Origin of the sequence: Flavobacterium limi (genome assembly GCF_010645075.1) — a bacterium.
In the GTDB taxonomy this organism is placed as follows: Bacteria; Bacteroidota; Bacteroidia; order Flavobacteriales; family Flavobacteriaceae; genus Flavobacterium; species Flavobacterium limi.
This window is the reverse complement of the sequence record NZ_JAADZV010000006.1, coordinates 1-15,990: the sequence shown is the minus strand read 5'-3', so window position 1 is coordinate 15,990 and position 15,990 is coordinate 1. Positions and strand designations below refer to the sequence as shown.

General features: G+C 33.1%; 14 protein-coding genes. 2 read left to right on the top strand and 12 right to left on the bottom strand.

Features of this window, described 5'->3' with window-relative positions:
- Positions 1 to 9: 9 nt before the first annotated feature.
- From recN to GXM16_RS13100, 7 genes are all read right to left on the bottom strand, one after another.
- Positions 10 to 1,662: a DNA repair protein RecN gene (gene recN, locus GXM16_RS13130; RefSeq protein ID WP_163394905.1), complete on the bottom strand. Its 1,653-nt coding sequence runs from the start codon at positions 1,660 to 1,662 to the stop codon at positions 10 to 12.
- A 37-nt stretch (positions 1,663 to 1,699) separates the two neighbouring features.
- Positions 1,700 to 2,584 carry a type IX secretion system protein PorD gene (gene porD, locus GXM16_RS13125; RefSeq protein ID WP_163394904.1) on the bottom strand — a complete coding sequence of 295 codons (885 nt, stop codon included), beginning with the start codon at positions 2,582 to 2,584 and terminating at the stop codon, positions 1,700 to 1,702.
- Positions 2,577 to 3,788: a bifunctional phosphopantothenoylcysteine decarboxylase/phosphopantothenate--cysteine ligase CoaBC gene (coaBC, locus tag GXM16_RS13120; RefSeq protein ID WP_163394903.1), complete on the bottom strand. Its 1,212-nt coding sequence runs from the start codon at positions 3,786 to 3,788 to the stop codon at positions 2,577 to 2,579. Before coaBC ends, porD begins: the two co-directional genes overlap by 8 nt.
- A 9-nt stretch (positions 3,789 to 3,797) precedes the next feature.
- A complete protein-coding gene (locus tag GXM16_RS13115; protein ID WP_008463064.1) occupies positions 3,798 to 4,115 on the bottom strand; it encodes a DNA-directed RNA polymerase subunit omega in 318 nt (105 codons plus the stop codon).
- Between the two features lie 8 nt (positions 4,116 to 4,123).
- Positions 4,124 to 4,918: an outer membrane protein assembly factor BamD gene (locus tag GXM16_RS13110; protein ID WP_163394902.1), complete on the bottom strand. Its 795-nt coding sequence runs from the start codon at positions 4,916 to 4,918 to the stop codon at positions 4,124 to 4,126.
- A 136-nt stretch (positions 4,919 to 5,054) separates the two neighbouring features.
- Positions 5,055 to 5,936, bottom strand: coding sequence for a 4-hydroxy-tetrahydrodipicolinate synthase (gene dapA / locus GXM16_RS13105; protein ID WP_163394901.1), 882 nt, complete (start codon positions 5,934 to 5,936; stop codon positions 5,055 to 5,057).
- 16 nt (positions 5,937 to 5,952) lie between these two features.
- Positions 5,953 to 6,465 (bottom strand): DUF6913 domain-containing protein, encoded by a 513-nt coding sequence (locus GXM16_RS13100; RefSeq protein ID WP_163394900.1) that lies wholly within the window; start codon positions 6,463 to 6,465, stop codon positions 5,953 to 5,955.
- 47 nt (positions 6,466 to 6,512) lie between these two features.
- On the opposite strand from GXM16_RS13100, the gene GXM16_RS13095 reads away from it, so the two are divergent.
- Both GXM16_RS13095 and GXM16_RS13090 read left to right on the top strand, forming a co-directional pair.
- Entirely contained in the window at positions 6,513 to 7,292 is a 780-nt protein-coding gene (locus GXM16_RS13095; RefSeq protein ID WP_163394899.1) for a 5'-nucleotidase C-terminal domain-containing protein, read from the top strand.
- Between the two features lie 50 nt (positions 7,293 to 7,342).
- Positions 7,343 to 8,254, top strand: coding sequence for a bifunctional metallophosphatase/5'-nucleotidase (locus GXM16_RS13090; RefSeq protein ID WP_163394898.1), 912 nt, complete (start codon positions 7,343 to 7,345; stop codon positions 8,252 to 8,254).
- Here GXM16_RS13090 and GXM16_RS13085 read toward each other — a convergent pair.
- The 5 genes from GXM16_RS13085 to GXM16_RS13065 all read right to left on the bottom strand — a co-directional run.
- On the bottom strand, positions 8,244 to 8,921 hold the full coding sequence (locus GXM16_RS13085) for a hypothetical protein (protein WP_163394897.1): 678 nt from the start codon (positions 8,919 to 8,921) through the stop codon (positions 8,244 to 8,246). The genes GXM16_RS13090 and GXM16_RS13085 overlap by 11 nt on opposite strands.
- Positions 8,908 to 10,914, bottom strand: coding sequence for an NAD-dependent DNA ligase LigA (gene ligA / locus GXM16_RS13080; RefSeq protein ID WP_163394896.1), 2,007 nt, complete (start codon positions 10,912 to 10,914; stop codon positions 8,908 to 8,910). The genes GXM16_RS13085 and ligA overlap by 14 nt, the downstream gene beginning before the upstream one ends.
- A gap of 247 nt (positions 10,915 to 11,161) precedes the next feature.
- Entirely contained in the window at positions 11,162 to 13,096 is a 1,935-nt protein-coding gene (locus GXM16_RS13075) for an OmpA family protein (protein WP_163394895.1), read from the bottom strand.
- A gap of 11 nt (positions 13,097 to 13,107) precedes the next feature.
- Positions 13,108 to 14,040, bottom strand: a complete 933-nt coding sequence (locus GXM16_RS13070) for a PorP/SprF family type IX secretion system membrane protein (RefSeq protein WP_163394894.1) — start codon at positions 14,038 to 14,040, stop codon at positions 13,108 to 13,110.
- A 42-nt stretch (positions 14,041 to 14,082) separates the two neighbouring features.
- Positions 14,083 to 15,990: T9SS type B sorting domain-containing protein (locus GXM16_RS13065; protein ID WP_163394893.1), on the bottom strand; the 1,908-nt coding region annotated here is incomplete at its 5' end.

Here is a 15,990-nt window from a genome sequence, read left to right as displayed (position 1 = left end):
TTTCTTATTTTAACTTAACAATTGTTTTGCATGATTCAGTGCAGAATCAGAGATATTAGCTCCTGACAACATTTGAGCAATTTCTATAACTCTTTCGTCCTGAGGCAAAAGCTTTAATTCTGACTGCGTGTCATCGTTAGTTGTAGACTTGAACACTTTAAAGTGAGAGTCTCCCTTTGCAGCAATCTGAGGTAAATGAGTAATGGCAAATATTTGCATTTTAGCACTCATCTCTTTCATGATCTCACCCATCCTAACAGCGATTTCTCCGGAAACACCTGTATCTATTTCGTCAAAAATCAAAGTTGGCAATTTAGAATATTGTGCCAATATTGCCTTTACCGCCAGCATTATACGGGACATTTCTCCTCCAGAAGCAACTTTTTTCAGTAAACCGAAGTCAGTTCCTTTATTAGCAGAAAACAAAAATTGTAATTCATCTTTTCCATTTTGAAAATAAGTATCCGATGCTGTTAGCTCCATTCTAAACCTAACATTTGGCATTCCTAACGTTTCTAATATCGAAATTAACTGAGTCGATAAAACCGGAATTGCTTCTTTTCTATTTTGATGAATTTTAGCTGAAAGCAAATCTAACTCTTCTGTTTTTTGTTTGATTGATGCCGCCAGAATTGCTATTTCTTCTTCAATATTACCTAATTCCAACACAGAACTTTCTAAGTTTGACTGTATTTGCAACAATTCATCCACCGTAGTAACCTGATGTTTTTTCTGTAAATTATGAATCAACTGTAATTTCTGATTGGTCAATTCTAATTTCTCGGGATCATTTAACAATTTATCTGCGGCATTTTGCAATTCTTTTGAAACATCGTCAAATTCAATTGCTACACTTGTGATTCTGTCAAATAAATTTTGATATTCTGATGAAAAAGCTGCGATTTTCTGCAATGAAGTCTTAATTTCATTCAAATTATGAAAAACACCAAATTGCTCTTCATTTGCAATTGCAAGTGATTTATCAATTGACTCTTTAATTATTTCAACATTATTCAGTTTCTCAAAATCAGCCTCCAGTTCTTCCTGTTCTCCTGATTTTAATTTTGCAGCAACCAGTTCATTCAATAAAAAAGTATTGTACTCCTGCTCCTTTCCTGCATCACTTTGTTTTTTAAGCAAAGCATTTAATTTCGATTTATCAGACTTGTATACTTTTAGTAATTTTTGATACGAATCTATAATTTCTAAATTTTGAGCAATTGCGTCAATTATTTTAAACTGTACACCTTCATCTGAAAGTTCCTGGGTTTGCTGTTGCGAATGAATATCAATCAAAAACAGACTAAGGTCTTGCAATTCCTGAAGATTTACAGGACTATCATTAATAAATGCACGTGATTTACCAGAAGGAAGAATTTCACGTCTTATAATTGTTTCATCTTCATAATCAAGATCATTCAATTCAAAAAAATCTTTCAAATTATATTTAGAAATTTCAAACTGCGCTTCGATAACACATTTTTCTTCTTTGTTTTTAAGAGAAGTCAAATCAGCTCTCTTTCCCAAAACTAATCCTAACGCTCCTAAAATAATTGATTTTCCAGCTCCGGTTTCTCCGGTTATTATAGAAAAACCTTTCGAAAAATCTATAGAAAGTTTTTCAATTAATGCATAATTTTTAATTGACAGCGAAGTAATCATATAGCTTTTAAAAGTAAAATTATTGAAGTAAATTCAGTTAGTATTTAATTTGAGACCATTTTGTAGAATTCAGGGGTGAAACCCGGTTTAAGTTTTCTACTAAATCTGTAATTGTAATACTTGGTCCTCCTGAAAAAACAGATACTATCTCATCTGATTTTGCATCAAAAAATACTCTTGTCAAAAAGGCATTTGGTTTAACCGAATTTAATTTACCTATTAACATTAATGAAGATTTTATTTTCTCTTTTGCCTCTTTCAAATCCTGATTCATTATATCTAATCCTGAATAATACAAAAAAGTAGTTTGTCTCAAATCAGAATAAACCGGAGCAGCCATGTCATTTATCAGAAAAAAACGATTTTGGAGCCCATCTGCCTGAGTCCATCCTTTAGCCCCCCCCTGCTGCGCAACGTTGGCGATGTTTTGAGCAGTTTCAAAATAAGGATTCCCGCCAGCAAACTGAAATGTATCCCCATCCATTCCTAAAATCATATAACTATAAAAGGATATTACTGATACTAAATTAGACTCAAATGTAGTTGGATTATACAATAAAGGTTCAAACTCAGTATACCTGAAATTAAAATCTTTATCGTTAAAATTAAAAACAGGGGAAGAATAAGTAGAATTATAGATTAACCTTGAAGATTGTACTTGTATAGTTCCTGAAAACTGATCAGAATTATGAGAAAAAAGCGTAATGTACATTGAACAATTAATACGCTCATTTTGTTTTAAAACAGCTCCCATCCAATCCGTTTTATTCACAAATTCTGACAAAGAAGCCTGAAGCGTTTTATAGACCTGAAGATTTGGATTTGGCAATCTTTCCGTATTTATAGTAACCGTACAATTTAACTGTTGTGCCTGTCCAAAACTAAAAAACAAAAACGCTAAAAAAGTAACTAATTTATACATAAAAATGTTCTATAACTTTGTTTAAAATATCAACTGCAACAGACTCTTTAGATTTTAAATCCATTGGCTCAATTTTAAATTCCTTATCTATAAAAGTAACTTTATTAGTTGGCTGTTGAAAACCTGCTCCTTTATCCTGCAACGAATTTAAAACAATCAAATCTAAGTTTTTTTTCTGGATTTTCAACTTAGCATTTTCAATTTCATTTTCGGTTTCCAAAGCAAAACCAATTAAAAACTGTTTTTTTTTAATTTTTCCTAATGAGGACAAAATATCTTTTGTTTTTTCGAGTTCAATCGAAAATTCATCTGCAGCTTTCTTAATTTTCTGAAGGGCTATTACTTTTGGTTTGTAATCTGCTACTGCTGCGGCAGCAATAGCCACATCAGTATCATTAAAATGCAAATGACAGGCATCGTACATTTCCTGGGCTGAGAAAACATTAACAACCTCAATCAATGAATTTTCAACTTTTAAGTGCGTAGGCCCTGTAACCAATATAACAGACGCACCCAGATTAGCCGCAGCTTTTGCAATATCGAATCCCATTTTTCCTGAAGAATGATTCCCAATAAAACGTACTGGATCTATTGCTTCGTATGTTGGACCTGCTGTAATTAGAATTTTTTTCCCTTTTAAAGGCAGTTTACTTTCTAAATCATCTTCTAAAAAAGCAACTATATTTTCAGGTTCCGCCATTCTTCCTTCACCTGACAAACCACTTGCTAATTCTCCGTTTTCAGCCGGAATCATAATATTTCCAAATTGTTTTAAAGCATTAAAACTGGATAAAGTAGAAGGATGTTTATACATATCCAGATCCATAGCCGGAGCAAAATAAACAGGACATTTAGCAGATAAATAAGTAGCAATTAAAAGATTATCGCTGTTTCCCGTCACCATTTTTGATAACGTATTTGCTGTTGCAGGAGCAATCAGCATTAGATCAGCCCAAAGCGCCAAATCAACATGATTATTCCAGACAGCATCCTGGTCGTCTTCATTAAAAAAACTGGAATGTACAGGATTTTTTGATAACGTAGATAACGTAAGCGGAGTTACAAAATCCTTAGAAGCAGGTGTCATGATCACCTGGACATGTGCACCTGCTTTTATAAAGAGTCGTACTAATGAGGCTGTTTTATAGGCTGCTATTCCACCGGAAACCCCCAGTAAAATTTTCTTCCCGTTTAAAACTGACATTGTACTGTATTATTTGTTTGAGCTTCTGTGGTATGTTTTACCGTCTAACCATTCCTGAACAGCTAAAGCGTGTGGTTTTGGTAATTTTTCGTAAAATTTAGAAACTTCAATTTGTTCTTTATTTTCAAAAACTTCTTCAAGACTGTCATTGTAAGTAGCAAACTCTTCTAATTTCTCAGTCAATTCTTTTTTAATTTCAGAATTGATCTGGTTTGCTCTTTTAGCCATAATAGTGATTGCCTCATACACATTTCCTGTTGGCTCTTCAATAACTGTTTTATTGTAAGTTATTGTATTTACAGGAGCATTCGTCTTTTTTAAATCCATGACTTTATTTATTTAGTAAATTTTTGTAAATCTGTTTCAACTCTGGCATTCATTTCGTCTGCCTGTTTTTTATATTTTGTGTCGCTTTTAAACTTCAACAAGTTATTATAAGCCACTTTTGCAACATTTAAACGCTCTTCCATTTTTTGAGGAATACTGTTTATAGCCAATTGATATGCAGAGTCATATTTATAAAACAATGCGTCCTCTTTAAATGGAGTTCCCGGATAATCTGCAATAAAATTATCAAAGGCAATTAATGCCGATTTATAATCTGAAATAGTGTTATATCCTTTAGCATTTTCATATGCCTTTTTTTCCAGCTTTCCGCTTAGTACCTTAACAGCTTCATTAGCCTGAGCAATATATTCAGAGTTTGGATAATTATCAATAAAAGCCTGTAATTTATCCAACGCTTTCACTGTATCTGTCTGATCTAAACTATAAACAGGAGCTAATTTAGAATAACTGTAAGCTCCTAAAAAAGCAGCTTCCTGAACTTTTTCGCTTCGTGGATATCCTGAAACAAAACTTTCAAACTGATAACCAGCTAAATAATACTGTTTTGTTTTATAATAAGACTGAGAAAACATATAAAATAGCTTTTCTGCCTGAGGTTTTCCTCTGTATGTAGGCGCTAATTGCTCAAAAAGTCTAATTGCTTTATTATACTTCCCTGCCTCATACATCTTTGTTGCAATTTCAAACTTTGCCGCAACATCTTCATTTTTCAATGCCTTTTGATAATCACTACAAGAGCAAAAAAGGGCAATAACAATTAACAGCGATACTATTTTTTTCATTTTCTTACTTTTATTATGATTTCTCAGACAGTTATGCCAAAGCAAAATCACACCGAAGTTTCGGTGGCAAATTTAGTTATTAATTTAGCTACTACAAAATATTTTTTGATACAATAAAATACAGGGAATTTTTATTTTATTTTAATGCTGCTTTTACAAATTTATCTAATCGGCCTGCCAGTGATTCATCAACCGAAACTAATGGTAAACGAACAGTATTATCAGCAATTCCTAAAGACTGGAATACATGTTTGATTCCGGCAGGATTTCCCTGTTCAAAAATCATATCAATACAATCAGACAAAAAGTATTGTGTTTTAAAAGCTTCATTTACTTTTCGGTTCAGACCTAAACGAATCATTTCTGAAAATTCTTTTGGAAATCCCTGACCAATAACAGAGATAACTCCTGCCCCACCAGCCAAAACCATTGGTAAGGCAATCATATCGTCTCCTGAAATTACGAGAAAATCTTTTGGTGCATCTTTAATCAATTGCAAAGCCTGAGCCATGTCTCCGGCAGCTTCTTTTATTGCTACAACATTTTCAAAATCATTAGCAAGGCGAATAACTGTTGAAGGCGCCATATTACTTGATGTTCTTCCCGGAACATTATATAAAATTACCGGAACCGGAGAAACTTCTGCAATGGCTTTAAAATGTTGATAAATTCCTTCTTGTGTAGGTTTATTATAGTAAGGAGAAACTGAAAGAATAGCCTCAAATGCAGAGAAATCCCTTGTTTTTAATTCTTCAACAATCTGCATGGTATTATTACCCCCAACCCCAAGAACCAAAGGCAGTCTTCCGTTATTAACTTCAATCACAGTACTAATAACTAGCTCTTTTTCAGACGTGGTCAAAGTTGCATTTTCAGCAGTTGTTCCCATAACCACAAGATATTCAACCCCTCCGTCTATCGAAAAATTAACGATTCGCTGTAAAGCTTCGATATCAATTGAAAAGTCTTTTTTAAATGGAGTGACAAGAGCAACACCTGTTCCTATTAATGATTGCATATTCTAAATTATATTTTTATTTTATATTTTTTAAATACTTAAACAATTCGAAAACGAAAAGTTTATAATTACTTAAAGAAGTATTTATCATCCAACGATTTATATTTTTATCTATTGATGCAAATCCAACTTTAAATTTAGCTTTTGATTGATTTGTAATCAGTTTCAAAGTAGGTTTCTGAACATCATAATAACTAATCAAAAGATCAAATTCTGTTTCAATAAATTCAGTTAAAAATGGTAATTTAATTTCTCCGTTCCAGTCTATATGCTTTTTTGTAAAAGTTGGAAATTCGTATTCTTCCTTATCCCTAAATTTATTCCGGTACACAACAACTTTGATATTTCCTGGAGTAATTCCATTTAAAATCAGTTCGTCAATAATTAACTTTGAGTAACTAAAATCACTTTCATCAATCAATAACCCTATCGTTTGTACATTACTGGTAAAGACTTCTTTTTTTACATTAAGCAAATTATTTTTTAATGTTTTTTTTATAAAAAAATCCTTCAGATAATTTAAAAACATAGTAATTTTACCAGATTACAAAATTAATTATTTAAGTCGCATTTAAGATGGTAAAACTAAAAAAGTATAACGGATTTTTAAAACTTTTTGTTATATTCTTAACACTCTTTTTTGTATTCTCATGCAGCCAGAAGAATTACAACTTAACTAAGATAGAAGGAAAACAGCTTCCGGTTACCGAAAAAGATAACCAGACACGTGAGATTGAAAATTTCATCAAACCTTATCGCGATCACATTAATGAAGACTTAGATAACATATTAGCATATTGTCCGGAAACACTTGATAAAAGCACCGGGAAATGGCAAACCAGCATTGGTAACCTAATGGCTGATATTTGTCTACAAAAAGGTAATCATATTTTCAAGGCCCGTGAAAAAAAGGAGATTGACTTATGCCTTTTGAATCATGGTGGAATCAGAGCTATATTACCAAAAGGAAATGTAACTACAAGAACCGCATTTGAAATTATGCCTTTTGAAAATAATTTGGTGGTGCTTGCTTTAAAAGGTGATCAGATTCTTGAAATGACTTCTTATATAATTAAAGAAAAGAAACCTCATCCTTTGTCCGGAATGACTTTCACTATTTCAAAAGATAACACTGCTAAAAACATTCAAATTCAGGGAAAGCCTCTTGATACGAGCCGAACATATTATATTGCCACAAATGATTATCTGGCAAATGGCGGTGATAGTATGAACTTTTTCCTCAAATCTATCCAAAAATATGACCTGAATTATAAACTTCGGAACGTACTGATTGATTATTTTAAAGAAGTTGATACGATTCCGGTTCCAAAAGACATCCGAATCACAGAAGAATAATCAGATTAGAATCAAATATAAATACAGGATTTTCGCAAAAAACATACACAATGAAAAGAAGAGAATTTATCGAAAAAACGGCTGCAGGTACTGCTTTATTAAGTCTAGGCTTGTCATTGAGCAGTTTTGAAACAAACGATATAAAGCATTTAACTGTTCTTCATACGAATGATGTTCACAGTCATATCGATCCTTTTCCGGCTGATGATCCGCGAAATCCCAACAAAGGTGGTGTATCACGCAGGGCAGCTCTTATTGAAACCATTCGAAAAGAAAATCCAAATGTGCTTTTACTGGATGCAGGCGATATTTTTCAGGGAACACCTTATTTTAATTATTATGGAGGCGAACTTGAATTCAAGCTAATGAGCATGATGAAATATGATGCTTCAACCATTGGAAACCACGATTTTGATAATGGTCTTGACGGATTGTATGCACAAATGCCACATGCCAGTTTTGATTTCATCTGTTCGAATTATGATTTTAAAAACACCATCATGAACGGACTTGTAAAACCATACAAAATTTTCAATAAAAATGGAATTAAAGTTGGTGTTTTTGGTTTAGGAATAGAGCTTGACGGACTCGTTGATAAAAAAATGTACAAAGAAACTGTTTACAATAATCCTGTAGAAATTGCGCAGGACATGACGCAGTTGCTAAAAAAAGAAGAAAAATGCGACCTTGTTATTTGTCTTTCGCATTTGGGTTACAAATACAAAGATGATGCTACAAGAATTTGCGATTTGAAATTAGCCGAATTAACTCAGGATATTGACTTGATCATTGGCGGTCATACACATACCTTTTTAGACAAACCTACTATTGTAAAAAACAAAGCGGGAGAAGATGTTCTGGTAAATCAGGTGGGATGCTACGGAATAAATTTAGGCAGAATCGATTTTTATTTCAACAGGAATAAATCCCATACTAATCAGGGGAAATCTATTATTGTTTAACCCTCTTTTTATTTGATACTATAAAGTATTTCGCCAAAAAAAAGTACGCCAGTATTTGTGCAACATCCCTAATCAAAATTAGTACTAAAGAATACGAAAAGTATTCATTGAAAATAAAAAACATATCAGAAATTATAAAACAAGTAATCATTACTGTCAATAGTAAAGTAACGTAAGTTCCTCTTGTTATATAATTCGCATAACATATAACCCCTAAAATACTTAATGTAATACCATAAATTCCGTATAATAAGTGAAAGTCGTTGATTTTATCAAACTGTAAACTTAAAACTGAAAACAACAAATATATAATGATTAAGATCACCAAAGTAATGGGTAATATGTCGGCTCTTTTAAATTTTATCCTGTCAACAATAATCTTTTTGATTAATATAGAGTAAACAAACAAAAAGCATATTAAAGATCCAAGAGTAGAGATTTCTACATCCATGAGATGAAAAACTTCCCCAACAAAACACAAAGAGAAAATTAGAATTTGCGTTTTATCAATTTTAAAATTATTTGAAGAATAAAAATAAAAGAAAACCGAAGGAATTACAATCGATTTCATGCAAACTGTAAGATAATCATATTGAAGAATATCAAACACGATTGTAAAAAAAAATGCAATCGAATATAAAATCAATGAAGGTCTACTCGCTTTCATTCAGTTTGGTTATAAATTCCTGTTCAGATAATATTGGAATATTTAGTTTATTTGCTTTTTCTAATTTTGCAGGCCCCATATTATCTCCAGCTACTACAAAATCTGTTTTTGCAGAAATGGAACTTCCAACTTTACCGCCGTTATCTTCTATGGTTTTCTTTAATTCATCTCTTGAAAATTCAGCAAAAACACCTGAAACCACAAATGTTTTTCCAAGGAATTTTTCAGTAGCATTCGGGTTTATTTTTTCAACGATTTCAAACTGAACGCCATATTTTTTTAATCGTTCAATTATTTTTCTGTTTTCTTCATTTTCGAAAAATTCAATAACGCTTTTTGCAATTCGTTCTCCAATTTCATCTACTAAAATCAATTCCATCAGTGAAGCCTGACTTAGTGCATCAATATTTTTGTAATGTTTGGCTAGTTTTTTTGCCACCGTTTCTCCTACGAAACGAATCCCTAATGCAAAAAGAACACTTTCAAATGGAATTTCTTTTGATTTCTGAACACCATTTACCAGATTTTCAGCAGATTTTTGCGCCATTCTTTCGAGGTGCAAAATGTCTTCTACTTTCAATTCATATAAATCGGCGTAATTATGAACCAGATTATTTTTGAAAAGCAAAGCAACCGTTTCCCCTCCAAGTCCTTCAATATCCATTGCTTTTCTTGAAATATAATGCTGGATTCTGCCAATAATCTGTGGAGGGCAGCCGTAGAAATTCGGGCAATAATGGTTTGCCTCGCCTTCTGTACGAACCAATTCAGTTTCACATTCCGGGCAATGAGTGATATAATGTGTTTTTTGTGAATCTTCCGCACGCTGTTCTAAATCAACAGCGATAATTTTTGGAATGATTTCGCCGCCTTTTTCAACAAAAACAGTATCATTAATTCGAATGTCTAATTTTTCGATTTGATCTGCATTATGCAAAGAAGCCCTTTTTACAATCGTCCCAGCCAGCTGTACAGGTTCTAAATTTGCTACCGGAGTAATAGCCCCTGTACGGCCAACCTGATACGAAATTGTTTTTAATTTGGTCGAAACCTGTTCTGCTTTAAATTTATATGCTATAGCCCAACGAGGCGATTTTGCTGTATACCCCAGTTCTTCCTGATGGCGGAAACTATTTACTTTTACAACCACGCCATCTGTTTCGTAAGGCAATTTGTGACGATGAGTATCCCAATAATCAATAAAATCAAAAACTTCCTGCATCGTATTGGCTAATTTTGCTTCACTTGGCACTTTAAATCCCCAGTCTCTTGCTGATTGTAACCCTTCTATTTGAGAAGAAAAAGGTAAATTATTACTTGTTACCGAATATAATAAACATTCTAAAGGGCGCTTAGCTACCTCAGCACTATCCTGTAGTTTTAAACTTCCTGAAGCAGTATTTCTTGGATTTGAATAGGGTGTTTCACCAATTTCAATCAAATTCTGATTCATTTTTTCGAAACCTTTTAAAGGCAGGATAATTTCACCGCGAATATCGAATTTATCAGGATAATTACCTTTTAATTTCAACGGGATTGATCTAATAGTTTTAATATTATTTGTAACCTCATCCCCCTGAAAACCATCTCCACGTGTCAAAGCCTGGACCAGTTTTCCGTTTTCATATGTAATGCTTATCGAAGCACCATCATATTTTAATTCACAAGTATACTGTAAGTTTACATTTCCCAATACTCTCTGGATTCGGCTTTCCCAATCTAATAAATCTTCTTTCGAATAAGAGTTATCCAAAGAGTACATTCTGAACTGGTGCGTTATAGTTTTAAAATTTTTAGTCACCATTCCGCCCACTCTTTGAGTTGGAGAATGCTCATCAAAAAATTCAGGATATTTACTTTCTAAATCCTGAAGTTCTTTTAATTTAATATCAAAATCATAATCAGAAATTGTAGCGTCATCAAGTACATAATAATTGTAATTGTGTTGATTAAGTTCGTTTCGTAAAGTCTGAATTGTGTCTTGAATACTCATAAAATATTAAAAATAATGCTGATTATAATTTATAAAAACAGAGTCTCAAAATTAGGATTATTTTTTATTGTAAAATATTAAAACCAAAAAGTTTTAAAAAATCAAAAATCAAGTTGCAAAATTTGCAACTTGATTTTCTTCTTGTCCATTATTCTTAAAAAAGAATTAAAAAAAACCAGCTTCCAAATGGTTTTACTTTCTGCACTTTTAAAAGTGATAATCAACAACCTAAATAAAAAACACTAATTTATTTATGAATAATAATAAAATCCGAACGTCTGTTTAATAAATGCTCCTCTTCTGTACATTTTACACCATTTTTACATTTATTAATTAATCGCGTTTCTCCGTAACCAATAGCACTTTCTATCCTTGAAGCATCAATATTTTGCGAAATAATGTAATCGCGTGTTGATTTTGCCCTGTTATCAGAAAGTTTCAGGTTATAAGAATCTTTTCCCCTCGAGTCCGTATGTGATTCAATTTTAATGCGGATGTTAGGGAATTTTTGCATAATAAAAACCACTTTAGTCAATTCTTCTATAGCCAAAGGTGTTATTTCATATTTGTCATAATCAAAATAAATGGGTTTTACATCTACTTTTTCAACACCTTTTTTCTTTACCACCAAATCGTCATAATTGCTAAGTTCAAAATTGACATTTGGAATTTCTCCTTCGTTTTCTAACGTAGTTTCTACTGACTTTTCATCACTGCTGTAATTGGGTTTTGCTGCAATCATTTTCACAGTCTTTCCACACGGAACAACCAAAGCATATTTACCTTCAAAATTTGTTTTTGTTTCACCAAGAATATCACTGAAAGAACTGTATCCCATTATCACAACATCTGTAAGAGGCTGCTTTGTTTTACGATCTACTGCGATTCCCGAAATAGTCTGATTGCAAACCGGAGTTCCTTTGGTAAAAGAATAAATATCATCATCTCCTTTTCCTCCTTCTCTGTTTGAAGATATGTAACCAAATCGACCTGTTTTGTCAATTATAAAAGCAAAATCATCCTTATTGCTATTTATAGGAGCTCCCAAATTTCGTGGATCAGAAAAGTCTCCATTAGATAAAAATTTACTTTCGTAAATATCCAGATCTCCCCAGCCATAATGACCGTCTGAAGAAAAATAAAGAACTCCATTTCTGAAAAACGGAAAAAGATCGTTACCGATAGTATTGATTTTTGGTCCTAAATTTACAGGAGAACTCATGGTTCCATCAGCAGCTATTTTTACATAGTACAAATCGGTTTCACCGTAACCTCCCGGCATGTCTGATGCGAAGAAAAGCCATTGCCCATCCTCACTTAATGAAGGATGGCCAACAGAATAATCGTCACTATTGAAAAACACTTTTTTTGGATTTTCTAACTTATTGTCGACTATATCACCTTTAATAATTTGAAAATTGTTGGTCTTTGTTTCATCAACAACCAATTTATTCTTTTTAACAATGTTTGTCGTATAATAAATTGTTTTACCATCTGCACCAAAAGTAGCCGTTGCTTCGTGGTACTTAGTCATTACATTTGGTAAAAACACTGTTTCATTAAACAAACTCCCATCTGCCTGATTTCTTTCGGCAACATATAAATTCAAAAAAGGCTGATTATTCCAGGTGTATAGTTTTTCGCTAAACTTAGTGGTATCCCTGGCAGAGGTAAAAACAATTTTATCCTGAAAAAATGTAGCTCCAAAATCAGATTTACTGGTGTTTATATCCAGATCTTTTATTTCATAGAGCGATTTTGCTTTGGATAAACTGTCCATGTGCTTTTTTTGAGCCAGATATCTGTTGATTTCATTTTTATCGCCTTTTTTATCCAGATATTCTTTTGTTACTCTATTTGCTTCATCGTAATCCATAACTGCTTTCATAGACTGGATGTAGCGTAAATAGTAAATATCCGTTAAATTATTGCCCTGTACTTCGTATAATTTTCTGTACCATTTTAAAGCATTTCTGGAATCTGAAATAAAATAATACGAATCAGCTGCATTTTTTATCGTTTGTGTTGAAGGCTTTTTTATATTTTGTAAAATTTCTTCATATGCTTTTGAAGCATCGGCATAAGAATAATTTTTAAACAGCGCATCGGCCTTTTTTAAATTAGTCTGAGCAAAACAAACCGTAAAACTCAAAACTAAACTTAGGATATATATTTTTTTCATAAGATTATTTTTTAGAAGAATCGAGGTGATTTGATTTTACTTTCATTTTTGTTAAACTGATATTTCAGAATGATTTCATGCGAACCGTCATTATACTTATTCAATTCACTTACCGTGTAATCAAAAGCATATCCGAGGTAAAAATTTCTTGATATTTGAAAACCTGCCAGAACACTTACCGAATCATCTGTACGATAAGCTGCTCCGATAACAAATTTTTCATATAACATGAAGTTTGCCGAAACATCAGCGGTAAGCGGAGCACCACTCACAGCTTTTATTAAAAATGCAGGTTTGAATTTTAAATTCGGATTTAAATCAAACACATATCCTCCCATAAAATAATAATGCAGACGATCGTAGCTTATTGATTCCTGAACATCATCATAATAATCATTTTTGATAAAGCTCGGAACAGCAACTCCTACATACCATTTATCAGTGTAGTAATAAACTCCTGCACCGACTGCCAGTTTCATCTGATTGTCAATATTCTGATTTAAAAGCACATCATTAGGATCGTAATATCTTCCTTTAGTCCAGTCGATATTTAACATTCTCATACCTGCTTTTAGACCAAAGGCAAGTCTTTTTTCATAACCCAAAGCCAATGAATAAGAGAAGTTTCCGTCAAGATACAATTCACTTGAGGGACCAATTTTGTCGTTTACAACACTTAATCCTAAACCAATCTTTTCGTTTCGGAGCGGTGCATGAATAGAAAATGATTGTGTTTGAGGCGCTCCAGAAATCCCGACCCATTGCGAACGATGTAAAAGTGTAGCCTCTAACACCCCAGTAGACCCGGCATAAGCCGGATTTACTGCCATCGTGTTATACATATATTGTGTATATTCTGGATCTTGCTGTGCTCTTGCACTAAATGTGATGATAGAACATATTAAAATGAAATATGTTTCTAATGATTTTATATATAGTTTCATAACGATACTTATTTAGTTTAATTAATTAGACGATTATGATACTTATCTCATTATAGATAACCATCCTTTTTTAACTTTTCCGTCTCCAATGTCTATCACATAAAAATAAGTACCGGTTGGCAGCATATCTCCTCTATTTATAACTCCGGATACATTAGCTGTTCCGTCCCAGTCATTTTGATAACCTCTTTTACTGTAAACTAAAGCACCATATCTGTTAAATACTTTTAATTCATTATTTGGATATGATTCAATACAGTCAATTCTGAAAAAGTCATTTGCTCCGTCACTATTTGGCGTAAACTCATTGTAAACCGTTAAACAAATTGGTTCTATAGTAGCTGAAGCTGTATTGTTTGTTGGATCTACATCTAAAGGAGTTGAAATTTCGATAGTGGCTACGTTTAGGTAATTACCATTTGGCAGCACAATCACTCTTATTTCAAGTGTTTCACTTTCTCCAGCATTTAAAGTTGGAATTGTCCAAATCTGAGAAGCATCATACACACCTGCTGATGTTGAAGCTGATACGAATTCATATCCGCTTGGAAGCAAATCACTAACCAGCGTATTAAGAATAGTGCCCTGACCAACATTATTTACTGTTATGGTAAAGACAATTTCTTCACCAAAATTAGGAGTAGGATTACTAACTGTATTCGTTATGGTAAGATCTGAACATGTTGCTACTGTTACATTTAATGTCTTTGTAGTGGTTTCATCACATGTATTGATGTATGTTACTGTAACTGTTCCCGGTCCAACATCAGACCATGAAATTGTTGCAGATCCATTAGTAGTTCCTCCTCCGGAAGTTATTGTCCCATTAGTAACAGACCAAACATAATTTGATTTTCCGTTTGCCACAGAATATGTTACCCCTTGGAAAACACATGGTGTGTCATCTGTTGAAGTAATTGGGTACAAAGCATCATTTTCAAAACTAACCGCTACTGCTAAGCGTGTTGCATTTGCACAGCCATTCGTTATATTACTAAGTAACGTAGCGTAATAAGTCGTAGCTGTAAGCGGTGTATTAGCTGCTAAAGGTGTTCCTCCAGTCTGTGTACTGTACCAAATTACATTCGTTTCATTTACCTGAATATTAGCAACAGTTGGAGCTTTTGACAGGCAAAATCTTTGTGTTGTACTTGTTGTAGTAACTACACCAGGAGTATTTACATTTACTGTAACTATCAATCGTACAGGATTTTCACAGCCTATTAAACTTGAAATAGCACCATAATATAAACCTGTAGTCAAAGGTGTTATTGCCGGTAATGCAGTTCCACCATTTGGATTACTGTACCAAACTACGTTCGCTTCATTTACCTGAATATTAGCAACCGTTGGTGCATTAGATGAACAGAAATTTTGAGTAGCAGAATTGGTAGTTGGTGTTGCAGTTGGATTATTAATTGTTACACTTACCTGTAATCTTGTACTGCTTTCGCAACCTGTCATTGGATTCAAAATTGTTCCATAATAAATTCCGTTTACTAAAGCTGTTGTTGGCGCAAGTGCTGTTGTACTTGTTAGCGTACCATACCAAACTACATTCGTTTCATTTACCTGAATATTGGCAACGGTTGGTGAATTTACTATACAGAAATCTTGTGTAGTATCTGTAGTTGTCGGTGTCGCTGGATTGGTTACCGTAATAGTTACTTGTAATCTTACAGCACTTTGACAATTTGTAACAGGGTCTAAAATAGCTCCATAATAAATTCCGTTTGCCAAAGCGGTTGTAGATGCAATCGCTGTGGTACTGGTTAATGAATTGTACCAAACCACATTGGATTCGTTTACCTGAATATTGGCAACGGTTGGTGCATTTACCAAGCAGAAATCTTGTGTAGTATCTGTTGTAGTCGGTGTACCCGGATCCTTTATAGTAATTGTTACTGCTAAACGAACTGAACTTTCACAACCTGTTACAGGATCCTTAAT